At 55.7% G+C, this 14,213-nt stretch carries 13 protein-coding genes; all 13 read right to left on the bottom strand.

Annotated elements, in window-relative coordinates; all coding sequences use genetic code 11:
• Positions 1-60 precede the first annotated feature (60 nt).
• Complete coding sequence (locus tag A3GO_RS0121035; protein WP_029135075.1) at positions 61-1,608, bottom strand: flagellin N-terminal helical domain-containing protein; 1,548 nt, start codon at positions 1,606-1,608, stop codon at positions 61-63.
• Between the two features lie 375 nt (positions 1,609-1,983).
• Positions 1,984-3,213, bottom strand: coding sequence for a flagellar hook-associated protein FlgL (gene flgL, locus A3GO_RS0121025; protein ID WP_029135073.1), 1,230 nt, complete (start codon positions 3,211-3,213; stop codon positions 1,984-1,986).
• Between the two features lie 2 nt (positions 3,214-3,215).
• Entirely contained in the window at positions 3,216-5,192 is a 1,977-nt protein-coding gene (gene flgK / locus A3GO_RS0121020; protein ID WP_029135072.1) for a flagellar hook-associated protein FlgK, read from the bottom strand.
• 165 nt (positions 5,193-5,357) lie between these two features.
• Complete coding sequence (flgJ, locus tag A3GO_RS24915) at positions 5,358-6,392, bottom strand: flagellar assembly peptidoglycan hydrolase FlgJ (RefSeq protein ID WP_037376233.1); 1,035 nt, start codon at positions 6,390-6,392, stop codon at positions 5,358-5,360.
• Positions 6,392-7,483, bottom strand: coding sequence for a flagellar basal body P-ring protein FlgI (locus A3GO_RS0121010; protein WP_037376298.1), 1,092 nt, complete (start codon positions 7,481-7,483; stop codon positions 6,392-6,394). The genes flgJ and A3GO_RS0121010 overlap by 1 nt, the downstream gene beginning before the upstream one ends.
• A gap of 57 nt (positions 7,484-7,540) precedes the next feature.
• On the bottom strand, positions 7,541-8,251 hold the full coding sequence (flgH, locus tag A3GO_RS0121005) for a flagellar basal body L-ring protein FlgH (RefSeq protein ID WP_037376232.1): 711 nt from the start codon (positions 8,249-8,251) through the stop codon (positions 7,541-7,543).
• 15 nt (positions 8,252-8,266) lie between these two features.
• Complete coding sequence (flgG, locus tag A3GO_RS0121000; RefSeq protein ID WP_029135069.1) at positions 8,267-9,052, bottom strand: flagellar basal-body rod protein FlgG; 786 nt, start codon at positions 9,050-9,052, stop codon at positions 8,267-8,269.
• Between the two features lie 167 nt (positions 9,053-9,219).
• Complete coding sequence (gene flgF / locus A3GO_RS0120995) at positions 9,220-9,960, bottom strand: flagellar basal-body rod protein FlgF (RefSeq protein ID WP_029135068.1); 741 nt, start codon at positions 9,958-9,960, stop codon at positions 9,220-9,222.
• 156 nt (positions 9,961-10,116) lie between these two features.
• Positions 10,117-11,400 carry a flagellar hook protein FlgE gene (flgE, locus tag A3GO_RS0120990; RefSeq protein WP_029135067.1) on the bottom strand — a complete coding sequence of 428 codons (1,284 nt, stop codon included), beginning with the start codon at positions 11,398-11,400 and terminating at the stop codon, positions 10,117-10,119.
• Positions 11,401-11,423: 23 nt separating this feature from the next.
• Positions 11,424-12,104 carry a flagellar hook assembly protein FlgD gene (locus tag A3GO_RS0120985; protein WP_029135066.1) on the bottom strand — a complete coding sequence of 227 codons (681 nt, stop codon included), beginning with the start codon at positions 12,102-12,104 and terminating at the stop codon, positions 11,424-11,426.
• Between the two features lie 78 nt (positions 12,105-12,182).
• Positions 12,183-12,596 carry a flagellar basal body rod protein FlgC gene (gene flgC / locus A3GO_RS0120980; RefSeq protein ID WP_029135065.1) on the bottom strand — a complete coding sequence of 138 codons (414 nt, stop codon included), beginning with the start codon at positions 12,594-12,596 and terminating at the stop codon, positions 12,183-12,185.
• Between the two features lie 2 nt (positions 12,597-12,598).
• Positions 12,599-12,988, bottom strand: a complete 390-nt coding sequence (flgB, locus tag A3GO_RS0120975; RefSeq protein WP_029135064.1) for a flagellar basal body rod protein FlgB — start codon at positions 12,986-12,988, stop codon at positions 12,599-12,601.
• Between the two features lie 388 nt (positions 12,989-13,376).
• Complete coding sequence (locus A3GO_RS0120965; RefSeq protein WP_157606894.1) at positions 13,377-14,195, bottom strand: CheR family methyltransferase; 819 nt, start codon at positions 14,193-14,195, stop codon at positions 13,377-13,379.
• Positions 14,196-14,213 lie beyond the last annotated feature (18 nt).

The following is a 14,213-nucleotide window of genomic DNA, read 5'->3' as shown; positions in this document are numbered from 1 at the left end:
GCGATCACCTATTTAACGCGGGATGGGGCAATTTTTTCAATGCCCCATCCCTCGCCCAGATTACTGGAGAAGTGACAATACGCTCTGCGGCAGCGCATTCGCCTGGGAAACCATTGCCACACCCGCCTGCTGCAGGATCTGCGAACGGGTCATCGCGGCTGTTTCAGCGGCGAAGTCGGCATCTTGGATGCGGGAACGGGCGGCTGAGAGATTTTCAGACGTCACACTCAGGTTAGCTATAGTTGTTTCAAAACGATTCTGAACTGCACCAAAAGTACTACGAAGGGTACTCACTGAAGACAACGCCGCATCAACGCGAGTAAGAGTTGTATTAGCATTTGCAACCGTCGTTACTGATGATGAACTAAGTGCTGAGTTGCCAAGTGCCATAGAGCCCGTAGTAAATCCAATTGTCGCCGGAGCCGTCCCAGCTACAGCAATTGACTCTGCAGATATGAGACGGAGAGTACCTCCATACGTAGCTGTTGCCGCTGCACCACTTGCACCTGGCGTAAAGTCAGTTGTGGTGTTAACAGCGTTGTTATCACCCTCAATACCCTGAAAACCATCTGTTGTGGTTGTTGTGTTTGTCTGCGAAACCGCTATATTTCTGCCATCACTTGCAGTTAACGTAATTCTGGTATTTGCGCTATCATACGAAGCTGTAACACCCGATGCACTTGCATTTGAGTTGATAAGCGACACAAGCGTATCGGAACTCATCGCACCGTCGGCAGTACCATCATATCCCGTTACAATTGCCACACCATTGAGCGACAGGCTATAACCAGTATTTGTAGCAGATACGGCGTTGGCGGCCAGGTCTAACTGAACCGTCGTATCGGCGACAGCAGTTAACCCACTAATACCAGCCGAATTAATAGCGTCAGCTTTTGAATAGGCACTACCTGCTGTTCGTCCAGCGCCTGTTGAAGAATAGTCCTGTGACGCCCCAACGGTGACGGCGGAATTACTCCCAATGGCTATAGTGACATTACCTGATGCGATAGCACTAGTATTTACACCAGTTCCTTGTGAACCAACTGCCTTAGTGGTATCAAACTGGGTAGTACTATTGACGTAGTCAGCAGTTTTACCAATTGATGTAGTACGCATACTTGTTGCGAGGTTGATTGATATAGTTTCACCAACATTTGCACCAACCTGGAAGCTGGCTGATCCAAAAGTACCATCCAGAATACGTTGATTATTGAACGAAGTTTGCGACGCAACACGGTCTATTTCTGCAAGCAGTTGCTGCACTTCCTCATCAAGTGCCGCCCTGTCAGAAGCACTGTTAGTTGAATTTGCTGACTGTACAGACAATTCACGTACACGCTGTAAATTATTAGTAATCTCACCCAACGCCCCTTCCGCAGTTTGGGAAAGAGATATGCCGTCATTTGAGTTTCTAATTGCCTGATTTAACCCTCTAATCTGGGAAGTCATCCGTTCAGAAATTGCCAAACCAGCCGCATCATCCTTAGCGCTGTTGATACGAAGACCGGAAGAGAGCCGTTCCATGGCTGTAGCCATTGAACTCTGGGATTTGTTCAGATTGCGCTGTGCGGTCAGGGACGCAATATTGGTATTGATAATCTGTGCCATTGTCTTGCTCCTTATTCCCCTTTAGCTACCGCATCGGGTGCCCTCGGGGTCAGGTTGATATTTGGCGGATATATCGGAACAATTTTCTGATATTTACCGCCTCCGATGTTTGTAACGGCCGTATCCAGGGATTCTTTAAGCGAAATAACAAAAAATCTTGCGAATGCCATTACAAAAAATATCCGTTTAATTTTTACATAAAAATCAATCTCGTAGGTCGAATTAGCGACAGCGTAATCCGACAATCAATCCACGCTCCCTGTATCGGAAACCTTGTCGGGTTACGCCTTCAGCTAACACGACCTACAACTTCAGACACGTTGGATGGGCACGTCTTGTGTGCCCACGCCGCGCATTCGGCCCGAGGCGGGCCTCCTACAGGTAATTGAACAGGGAAAGCCCTTTTACCTTCACATAGGCCTGTTGAGCGGCCTGCAGGGCGGTCATCTGGCTCTCAAACCGGGAGATAGCCTCCGTATAGTCCAGATCACGCTCCTCAGAACGGTGGATTTCCAGGTTCAGCTTGAGATCCTCATTCACCGTCTGCTGCTCTTCAATGGAATTCAAACGGCCACCCACGGTGGTTCTGACCTCAATGACATTGTCCATCGCCAGCTGAACATCGGTGATATAGCGATCTACTGATTTCCCGGCCTCCAGATCCGCGGCCAGCAGGTCAAGAGTCTCGAATACACTCCGCTTTGAAGTCACCGGCGCGGTTGCACCTGTTGTCAGACCCGTATTGGCCGTGGTGGCAGTACCGGCGATATTCACCGTCACGCCCGTGCCCCCAACCGCGGTCAGGGTCAGGGTGTCAGGCGGTGCAGTGTTACTCTCGGCCCTTACCCCGGTTTGACCACTGATGGCATTGATGGCATCTCGCAACTGGACCGCTCGCTGCGTCGGATTGGCCGCGAGCGGCAAGGCTCCGATACTGATTGCCCCATTGCCGTTGCCACCATCAATGGTGATATCACCTGCAGTGATGGCGGCAGGCGCCGGGTCGGTAGGCGCGGCCACATTGACCGTGGCAATCGGCCCGGTCGCGATATTCATGAACGTATCAAATCCGTTGTCCCCATCCGCCACGGTGCGATCCGAGGCGATCTGCAGTTCCCGTTGGCCACCGTCGCCGTTGTAGCTGTAGACACCCAGGTCATAAGAGAAGGGCCGGGTACCGGACTGATAGCCGGCAAAAACGTACTCGCCCCCGCTGTCCCTCGAATTGGCCATGGAAAACAGCTGATCGCCTATCTGCCTGATTTCAGAGGCAATGGCACTTTTATCAAGCGTCGTTAACACATCATTATTACCCTCTACTGTCAGTTCCCTGACCCGCTGTAACAGATTGGTAATACCATCAAGCGCCCCCTCTTCCGTCTCCAGGCGGGAGGTCAGCCGATCAATATTGCTCTGATACTGGGATAGTGTGTCGACCGCGCGGTTCAGCCCCAATACCCGGGACGCACTCGCCGGATCATCGGAGGGCGTCAACACCCGTCTGCCGGTGGAAAGCTGTTGCTGGGTATCGTTCAGTTCACTCTGCTGCCGGAGCATGGAACTCAGGCTGCGCTCGGTGATCATCTGGGTTGAGATGCGTAACATAGTTACCTCCGGATTGCTCCGATCAGCGAGTCAAACAGGGTATTGGAAACTGTAATCACCTGCGCCGCAGCCTGATAGGCCTGCTGAAACTTGATCAGATTGGCAGCTTCTTCGTCCAAATTGACGCCACTGATCGAAAGGAGCGAATTTTTATGGCGCTCCCGCAGTCCATCGGTGGCATTGAAGTTGACCTCGGCCTGATGAGTCTTTGAGCCGACATCTGAAACCAGTTGGCTGTAGACCCCCTGAAAAGTGGCTGTCTCCAGCCCCCCACCTGTCGAGCCCAGCATGGATTTAGAGGATTGCAGATCAGCCAGTTTGAGTGCATTACGGTTATCACCGATACCACTGCTGTTATTTTCGATAACAAACCGGTCTCCGGCGGCAGGTGTGCCGGTGATGTTAAAGCTCATCCCGCCATAGGCGGGGAAGGAGAAACTGGCGCCGTTTGTCTGGGTTGCTGGATCATAGGCAATGGTGCCACCGGGACCACCGGTGACAGCGAATCCAGGAGCCCCGCCATGAGCGGTGGCACTCCACTCGAGCGTTATGCTTCCGGCAAGCGGAATGTTGCTGGTATTGCTGTAGTCCGGTTGGGAAATGGCAGCCGTGCCCTGATTGGGACCACCGCCGATGTTGGTTGTCTGTGCAGCCCGGATGGGGCCGGCCGCGGCTATTTTTCGTGGATCACTGATCAACAGCTCCATGTTGCTGGCCGCATTTCGCGTTGGCTGGATCAGATAGCGGTCACCCGCTGTGGCGGCTGCGGAGATCGAAATAGATATGCCGTCTATCTCAGCCGTGGTATGGGGATAGACTCCACCTGTATTGATCGTGGTTACCTGGCCGTCAGATAGCCGGGTCATGGTAAATTGATCGGCCACACTGGTTGCACGCAACTCATAGTCACTGGCCGTCAGATTGCCGGTATCAATATAAGCGGCCGTCACCTGGGCAGCACTCGCATTGTTGGCATTACTCAGCACGCCGACACTGTGAGGAGCAAAGAACTGCCCACCCAAATTACCATCCAGATCCAGACCCTGTTGATGTTGGCTGTTGATCCTGTCAGTCATCCCGATAGCCACCAGGCCCAGCTGGTTGGTCGCGGGCTTGAGGATCTCATCTCGAAAATCAAGCAACCCGGACAGCTCGCCGCCTGCCAGTTGATCAGTAACCACCTGGGTTCCGGAAACATTGGTGAAGGCGATATCACGCTGACTGGGATCGCTACTGCTGTTGACGGCTGTCAGTGTTGCATTGGTTCCACCGATGACCAGGGTCAACCCCTTGCCGATAAAGACATTCAACGCCCCGTTGTCCTGCGGGACTACCGTGATATTGACCAGCTTGGAGAGGTCGTTCAGCAGCACCTCCCGCTGATCCAGCAGATCATTGGGCGAAGGTCCCCCTGCACCAGACGCTTCGATAATACCCTGATTGACCTGGGCAATCGCCTCGGCCAGATCACTGATCTCCTTGGCGACATCCGCCAGTTCCTGATTCAGCTGATTATTTGCATCGGTAAACTGCCGGCTGAGGTCATGATAGCGATTGACCATGGCACCCGCTTCCGACAACATCACCTGCCTTGTTGAGATGGAGGAGGGATCATCCGCCACTACCTGCGTGGCATTAAAGAAATCCTGAATGGCGGGATCCAGCCCGATATTGGGATCCGCCAATACATTGTCTATCCGGCTGGCGTGGCTGAAATAACTCTCCATCTCGGAAGCGGACGACTGGGATGCACGCATCTGGCCCGCCAGAAAGTCATCATACAGGCGCTGCACCTCTCCCACCTGTACTCCCGAACCGATATAACCGGCCCCGGTCAACTGCGGAATTCGGGCGGTCAGATTGACCCGCTGTCGGCTGTACCCCTCGGTATCCGAGTTGGCAATATTGTGCCCGGTCGTGGTCAGCGAGCGCTGAAACGCGAGCAGTGCCGATGTACCTATATTGAGTATGCCTGCCATCTGTCTGTCCTGGTCGCTGAAGCCGCGCCTACGATTGATGCCTTTCGCGGCTGAAGCCGCTCCTACGATCGATGCCTTGTAGGAGCTGCTTTAGCTGCGATTTTCGCTTTTCATGCCTAAATGCCTCTCCTACGTCGTTAATCCCACTGACGACCCGCGTGAATTTCATAGCGACCATTCATGCTCAAGCTTGAGTCGTTCCACCGCCCGGGTCATTTCTGGCCCGTTTAATACCGCATTGATTTTACTCGCATAATTCGGATCGGTCGCATAACCGGCCCGCTGTAATTCAGTAAAATAGGCCTGACTGTCTTTCGTGGCTCCCAGCGCCTCGCCGTAGCGAGGATTCGATTGCAGAAAATCCACGTAGTCATGAAAACTGTCCCGCAGCGAGTCATAGGAGCGGAAAGAGGCCCGTTTCTTTACCGCCGTACCCGCCTCATATTCCAGGGTATTGACGCTTACCCGGTCGCCTTCCCAGCGTCGATCCGCCTTGATCCCGAACAGATTATTGGCCGGTGCACCATCGGCTGCGCGGATCAGCTTCTTTCCCCAACCGGTCTCAAGCGCTGCCTGGGCCAACAGGGCCTGCGGTTTGAGGCCTATCAGACCAGCAGCCTCGGTCGCCCAGGGCCAGAGATTCTCGACAAACTCTTCAGCACTCCAGTTTTTCGGGTCCGGTTGTCCCACGGCAATTTCGGCGCCCACTGCTGGTTTATTCCGCCCAGCATCTGTACGAGGTGTTCCTTCTACACCACCGGACGCTGTAACGCCGTCAAGGCGCACACGGCCCGCCCTCTCCGCGTTGCCTGACTCCGGTGCGCCATACATGTTTACAGCCATGGCCAGTCGCCGGTAATCTTCGATCGTTTTCGCCGTCGGGACGGTATCAGCTCCCGCTTCATCAGCACCGCCCAGTTGCCGCTTAATGACATCTGCCAGCCCCATTCCGCCGCTCTCAGCCAGATGGATGGAGAGCTGCTGATCGTACATGTCGCGATAGAACAGGCTCTGCTCACTATCCATAAGTCCTTCACCCAGGCCGGCCTGGCGCATGCTCTTCAACATCTGCTGCACGAACAGGGATTCAAACTGACGCGCCACTTGATCCAGCGAACCCTTGGCATCTTCGGATGCCCGGGCCTTGAGCGCCGTCAGGCCCTCCATGTTGGTATAGATTGACGCGCTGGCCAGATCCATCAGATGACCACCAGCTCGGCTTTGAGGGCCCCCGCCTGTTTCAACGCTTCCAGAATAGCCACCAGATCGGACGGTGCCGCACCCACCTGGTTGACCGCGCGAACCACCTCATTGAGAGTCACGCCCGGGTTGAACAGGAACATCCGGCTGCCGCCCTCGGCCACACTGACATCGGAGCGCGGCACTACGGTGGTGGCACCACCGGAGAACGCTTCAGGTTGGGAGACCTGGCTGTTTTCGCTAATGGTTACCGTCAGGCTGCCATGGGAAACAGCAGCGGGAGAAACCTGCACCTGATTGCTGATCACCACCGTACCGGTACGGGAATTGACAATCACCCGCGCCGCCACCTCGCCAGGCTCGACCGGCAGGTTTTCGATCAGTGAGACAAAGCTGACCCGCTGACCGGGATCGATTGGGGTATTGACCCGGACGGATGTAGCGTCCAGCGCACGCGCGGCGCCCGGACCGATAGCCTTGTTAATGGACTCAACCATCCGGTTGGCAGTGGTGAAGTCACCCTCATGCAGATTGAGGGTCAGGTAAGTCCCCTGACCAAAGCCGGAGGTGACCGTACGCTCGACGGTAGCGCCGTTGGGAATGCGCCCGACACTGGGGATATTGATGGTGATACTGGAACCATCCGCACCCGATGCACTCAACCCACCCACCACCAGGTTGCCCTGGGCAATAGCATAGACCCGGCCATCGGCACCCTTCAGTGGTGACATCAGCAGCGTGCCGCCACGCAGGCTCTTGGCATCACCAATGGAGGAGACGGTGATATCGATCTTCTGTCCCGGCTTGGCAAATGCAGGCAGATCAGCATTGATGGTCACCGCCGCCACATTTTTCGGATTGATCCGGGTACCGGGCGGCACTACGATACCGAGCTGGGTCAGCATGCTTTTCAGACTCTGCTCCGTGAACGGGGCGGAACTGCTCTTGTCGCCGGTGCCGTTGAGGCCCACGACCAGGCCATAACCGAGCAACTGGTTGGTACGCACCCCGGCAATGGAAGCAAGATCCTTGATCCGCTCCGCCTGGGCGACGCCGGCAAACAGCAGCAGTGCCAGAAGGCCGATGCTCATGCGGATACTGGCCGGCAACAGGGAACGGAACGCGATAGACTGTTTCATACAATTCACCTAAAAGGGCATCAGGGCGCTGATAAAGAACCGGCCCAGCCAGCCCATCACATTGGAATCGGCCACCGCACCATCACCAACATAGACAATGGTCGGATCGGCCAGACGCGTGGAAAGCACAGTATTGGTGGCATCGATATCTGCCGGGCGCACAATGCCGGACACCTTCACATACTCATTACCCTGATTAATGCCGATCCGCTTCTCGCCACGGACCACCAGATAGCCATTGGGCAGCACCTCGATGACCGTCACGGTGATATTGCCTGTCAACTCGTTGTTCTGTTCGCTGTCACCCTCGCCGGAAAAATCGTGCTCCGACTCCAGGGAGAACCCGAGATTGTTACCCCGATTGCTGGCCAGCGGCAGCAAGCCCGGCGCATTGAATTGTGGCGTGGAACCGAGCAGGGTCGGATTGGTGACGCTGTTGCTGTTGGATTTGCTGACTTCGGTGGTGGCGCTTTTTTTTGCATCAGTCTTCTCAACCAGCTCGATGGTCAGCATGTCACCCACACGGCGGGCACGCATATCTTCAAACCAGGACTGCTCATACCCGGCCTGGTAGATGGCGCCATTGCCTTCCGGTTTCGGCGCGGCCACCACCGGGCGAATCGGCGCATAGGCCGGGTCGCGCACCGGAGCCGTGTTACAGCCGGCCAGTGCGACGGCGGTCAATGCCAGCATCATTAAGGAGAAGAGCCGATTCATCATCTCAAGCACCTGTTGTTAGAGCTGATTGCTCACATAGGCCAACATATCGTCGGTGGTGGAGATCGCCTTGGAGTTCATCTCGTAGGCGCGCTGGGTCTCAATCATGTTGACCATCTCCTCCACCACGTTAACATTGGAGCTTTCCAGCGAGCCCTGATTGACCGTACCCACGCCGTCAACACCCGGGGTAGCCGTCGTGGGGGCACCACTGGCCGCGGTCTCCCGGAACAGGTTCTGACCCACTGCCGCCAATCCGGTCGGGTTGACAAAATCCGCCAGCTCGATGGTACCGATCTGGGTCGGCGTGCTGTTACCCGACACCAAAGCCGAGACCACGCCATCCGAGCCCACGGTGATACTCAGGGTGTTGGCCGGGACGGTAATAGCCGGCTCCAGGGCATAGCCATTGTTGTCCACGATCTGTCCATCCGAACTCATACCGAACGAGCCATCGCGGGTGTACACAATGGAACCATCGGGATGCAGTACCTGAAAGAAGCCCCGACCCTGAATGGCCATATCCAGCGAGTTGCCGGTCTGCATGATGTTGCCCTGGGTATGCAGCTTCTGCGTGGCCACTGTGCGTACACCGGTACCGATGGCCAGACCCGATGGCAGCTGGGTGTCCTGTGACGACTGCGCGCCGACCTGACGCACATTCTGGTAGATCAGATCCTCGAACGAGGCACGATCCCGTTTGAACCCGGTGGTACTGACATTGGAAAGATTATTGGAAATGACCGACATGCGGGTCTGCTGCGCATCCAATCCTGTTTTTGCTATCCAGAGTGCGGGGTACATAGGGTGTCATCCTCTTGTCGTTGTTTGTTGACTAACAATAGTGAAGGCAATCTGCGTGCCAACCACGTTAACCCGACCATCGCTTTTATCAACCTGTAGGAGGCCCGCCCCGGGCCGATTTCGCGGCGAGGCGCCGCTCCTACAGTTCGCTTTTTGCAACCATCGGGTCAGCCGATACGCATGATGCTGGCTGAGGACTCATCCGTCTGTTCTGCCGTCTTCATCATCTTCACCTGCATCTCGAAGCGGCGGGAGAAATCGATCATGTCCACCATGGAATCCACGATATTGACATTACTGCTTTCCAGCGAGCCGGTTGCCAGCTGTATCTCGGCATCCGCCTCCAGCAGTTGGCCATCCTGCTGGCGCATCAGGCCATCCGTCCCCTTCTCCATCCCCTCCAGCGAGGGCGCCACCATCTTGATCCGGTCGATCTCCGCCAACTCTCCAGCCCCCTGACCCAGGGGACGAATGGAGATGGTGCCATCGGATGCAATCTCTATCTTCTCCGCCGGTGGTATGGCAATCGGTCCACTATTGCCGATCACCGGCAAACCGTTGCCGGTGGTCAGCAGGCCGTTGGCATCCAGCTTGAGGTCGCCACGGCGGGTATAGGCCTCACCGCCATCGCGTGACTGCACAGCAAACCAGCCGTCGCCATTGATAGCGACATCCAGATCCCGACCGGTATGCACGATCGCCCCGTGCTTGAAATCAACACCGGGTTGCTCGCTCATGCCGTAGACCCGGGTGGGATAACCATCCCCGAACACCGGCATGCTGCGGAACTGCTGCAGGTCGGCCAAGAAGCCTGGGGTGCTGGCATTCGCCAGGTTGTTGCTGTTATTTGACTGGGCCAACAAGGTCTCTTTGGCGCCGCTCATCGCAACAAATAACATGCGATCCATTGTCTTCTCCTGTGAATTTCATCCGCGTGGGCACAAACAACGTGCCCACCCTACAACCCGCACCCCGTAGGAGCGGCGCCCTCGCCGCGAATCATGTCGCTCTCGAAACTCCCGTAAAATTCGGCCCGGGGGCGGGCCTCCTACATGCCACCGACCTTATCGAATATTGATAATCGTCTGGGTCACCGTGTCGGCGGTGGTGATCACCTGGGCATTGGCCTGATAATTACGCTGCGCGGTGATCAGGTTGACCAGTTGCTCGGCAATATCCACATTGGAGTTCTCCAACCCGCCCGACTGAACCAGGCCAAAACTGGACGTACCCGCCTCGCCCATCTGCACATTGCCGGAGGTGAAGGTCTCCGCCCAACTGGTATCACCCAGCTGACGCAGTCCCTGCGGATTGTTGAACTTGGCCAATGCCACCTTGCCCAATGCCGTGGACTGTCCGTTGGTAAAACGGGCCGATACCACGCCGGTGTTATCGATATCAACGCCACTCAGCCTGCCTGGGGCATAGCCATCCTGAGTCAGGTTATTGACTGCAAAAGCGGACCCGAACTGGGTGCTGTTATTCATATCAAAGGTCATGTTGAGCGGCGCCGCACCGGCAATAGGGTAGGCGTTATAAGCCAACGTACCGGTGGCCGAAATACTGCCCGATCCCGTTACCAATGCGCCCGATGTGTCAAAATTTACCGTCGCACTGGGATAGGCGGCGGAAGAGGGGGCGGCGGTTGAGTTTGTCGTCGGCGTAACAATATTGCCGTCGACCGTGGTATAGACATTCCACTCATTCGCCACTGTCGACTGCCTGAAGTACATGGTCATGGTGTGCGCCGTTCCCAGTGAGTCATAAACGGTGGTCGATGTTGAGTTGTCGTAGGTGGTAGCCACTGTCGGATCAAACAGTGTGGCGGCCGCGGTCGCCGTGCCGCTGGAGTCCAGATTGACCGCCACATTGGCGCTGGTGGTAGCGGACGGTGTACCGGAGAGGGTTGGAAGCTGCAGATCGGTTGTCGAGCCGGTATTAAAATTGGTGCCGCTGGTACCGATCGGGGCGAACACCTGCAGACGGTCATTGGTGTGATTCACCACATAGCCATCCCGATCCACCGTATAGGCGCCCGCGCGGGTATAGGAGGTATTACCGTTGGCATCCGCCAGAGTGAAAAAACCCTCCCCGTTCAGCGCCAGATCCAGGTTGCTTGCCGTGAAGTCAATATTCCCCTGGCTGAACTGCTGCGCCACCCGGCTGACCCGCACACCCCGGCCGGCCGAGGTGGTACTGACATCCTGGATGGAGTTGGCGTAAATATCGGCAAACTCGGCGCGGGACTGTTTGAATCCATTGGTTGCCGCGTTGGCGATATTGTGACCTGTCACCTGCAGGTCGGTGGATGCGGCATCAAGTCCGCTCAGTGCAATGCGAAAAGGCATACTCTAATCTCCTCGTTAAATAATCAGCGGATTTCTGCTACGGAACTGAATGACACAGGCCCCAGGCCGGCCAGATTGACGGTAAGCCCCTGCCCTGCCCCGCCGATGCTGACGCTGCCCACCCGGGCCTCAATTAATGTATATGGCGTCACACTCTCACCATCCACTTTGGCTTGGGCCTCAATCTGGTACTGCCCTGGCGCTACCGCCTCCCCACTCTCATCCAGACCATCCCAGGTGAAGCTCACTTCACCCTTGGGCTGGGTGCCCAGTTGAATCTCTTTTATCAACTCACCAGAGGCATCGGATATCCGCACCGTGACATCGCTGGCCGGTTCGGTAACGCCAACCACACCCTTAATGGATCCTCCCGCCTCAAGATTGCCGGTATTGACCGGCACCAACACGTCACGCCCCACGAGATTGGCTGCCTGCAGTGCCTGATCGGAAATCATGGTGTCGGAAAAATTCGAGAACGAGTTGTTCAACTCATCAATACCGGAGACCGCGGCAAACTGTGATATCTGGGTTGCCAGCTCACTGTTATCCATCGGCTTGGTCGGGTCCTGATGGGTCAGTTCAGTCACCATCAATTCAAGAAAATCCTCCATCCCCAGTTCATTGTCTTTCTTCTCCTCAAGCTCACGCGAGAGACCCAGGGTCTGGTATAGCTGGTCGGTACTGGCTGCGTTGACACTGCTCATTTAACTGCTCCTTTATTGTTCGGCGCGTCCTTGCGCCTTACCGCTACGGGGTTACGCAAAAAAATCGCTGCTGACGATTTATTCACCTAATCGCAATGTGGCAACCATCAGCTGTTTGGCTGTATTGACCACTTCGACGTTGCTTTGATACGAGCGCGAGGCGGAGATCATATTGGCCATCTCCTCCATGACGTTGACGTTGGGCCGGAAGATATAACCCTCTTCATTGGCCTTGGGATGATTCGGGGCATATTCCATATTCAGGGGGGCATTGCTCTCGACAACTCCTTTCACCTGAACGCCCACGGCCGGCTCATCCGGATTGAGTTGATTCAGCAACGCGCTGAAGACCGGCTGTCGGGCCTTGTAGGTCTCTTCAACGCTGCTGCTGACACTGTCCACATTGGCCATGTTGCTGGCCACTGTATTCAATCGCAGGGACTGCGCACTCATGCCGGAGGCGGCGGTGTCGAATATCTTGAACATTGACATGATTATTGCCCCGTAATTGCTTTTCTGAGGGTTTGGATGGTGCCACTGAGGAAGCGCAGACTGGTCTGATACTGAATGGCATTTTCCGCGTAGGCGGTATGTTCAAGCTGGCTATCCACGGTGTTGCCATCCAGACTCGGCTGACTGGGTATGCGATACGCCATCTCACTGGGTGAGATGATGCCGTTGTCCAGTGGTATGTGGCTCTGGTGGGTGGTCCTTAGCTTGGACTGCTGAGCGGTCTGTTGCTGAAGCACTTCACTGAAATCAAAATCCCGCGCCTTGTAGCCCGGGGTATCCGCATTGGCGATATTACCGGCCAGCACCTCGGCACGCTTTGCATGCAGTTGGAGTGACTGGGCATGGATTCCAAGTATTTTGTCAAAACTCATAGGTCTGCTTCCTGGTTTTTCCTGAAAACCTATTAGCAGACAACATGCCAACTCTGCACTTCATTGTTTTTATGGGATTTTTTCAGAGATACGGCAAGCAGGAAAACGGCAACCGGCAACCGGGGGCCGCGGCGACGGCAAGTCCTGACCGGCCTGGGGGAATTCTCGAACCGCGTGCGGTGGGCGGCTGAGTATCGCAGGTCGGATGAGCGCAGGGTAATTCGACGAAGACGCTCGGTCTGTCGTGTTACGCCTTCGGCTAGCACGACCTACGATTGGTCGGGTGTTCTCTGTGGTGCAGACGCTTGAGGCGTTCGGGGGTGCGGTAAATACGGCAGCGGTGACCGGCAAGCGGCTGCTGCCCGGCGGCAAACCGTAGCCGGTTTGGCTATTTCAGCCGGTAGGCGATACCACCCAGCTTGCTGACCATTTCAAAACGGTCGGTATGAGCCGAAAGCGACTCGGTGGAACCAAGAAACAGATAACCGCCCGGATTCAGTGACCGGGCCATACGATTGATAATGTCGCGCTTCTGTTCACTGGAGAAGTAGATAAGGACATTGCGACAGAAAATCACATCAAAACGCCCCATCATTTCATAGCCCTTGGTGAGATTAAGCTCGCGGAAGCTGACACGCTGGCGGATTTCCGGCCTCACTTCCAGGCAATCCCCGTTGATTTTGAAATAACGGTTTTGCTGTTCCAGACTCAGGCCGCGGGATGAGGACATACCGCAATAGATGCCCTTTTTTGCATCGGCCAGTACCGTTGAAGAGATATCCGTTGCAACCACATCGACACCGCCGGGCAGTGCACCGGGATTTGCCCGCTGATAATCTTGTACTACCATGCTCAGATTGTATGGCTCCTGGCCATAGGAACAGGCGGCGGACCAAATCCGGATAGAGCGGCCCGAGCGGGCCTTTATCTCCGGACAGATCATCTCCTGCAGCAGGCGAAAATGGGACATATCACGAAACCAGAAGGTCTCGTTGGTAGTCATCGCATCGATGATACTGGTCCTGAGCCGTGGATTTCTGCCGCTGTTGAGCTGGTTCAGCAACTCACCCACCGTGGCAATCCCGTAGTCGCGCATCAGCCCGCCGAGCCGGCTTGATACCAGGTATTCCTTTCCAGCACCTAATACAATTCCGCAGGCATCTTCAAGAAACTTCTGAAACGCCTCGTAATCACCGTGTGACAGCATATTCCGGCTCGCTAGGCA

The sequence above is a fragment of the Sedimenticola selenatireducens DSM 17993 genome, assembly GCF_000428045.1.
Lineage (GTDB): Bacteria > Pseudomonadota > Gammaproteobacteria > Chromatiales > Chromatiaceae > Sedimenticola > Sedimenticola selenatireducens.
Note: the sequence above shows the minus strand (reverse complement) of the source record. Positions and strands in the feature narration are given on the sequence as shown.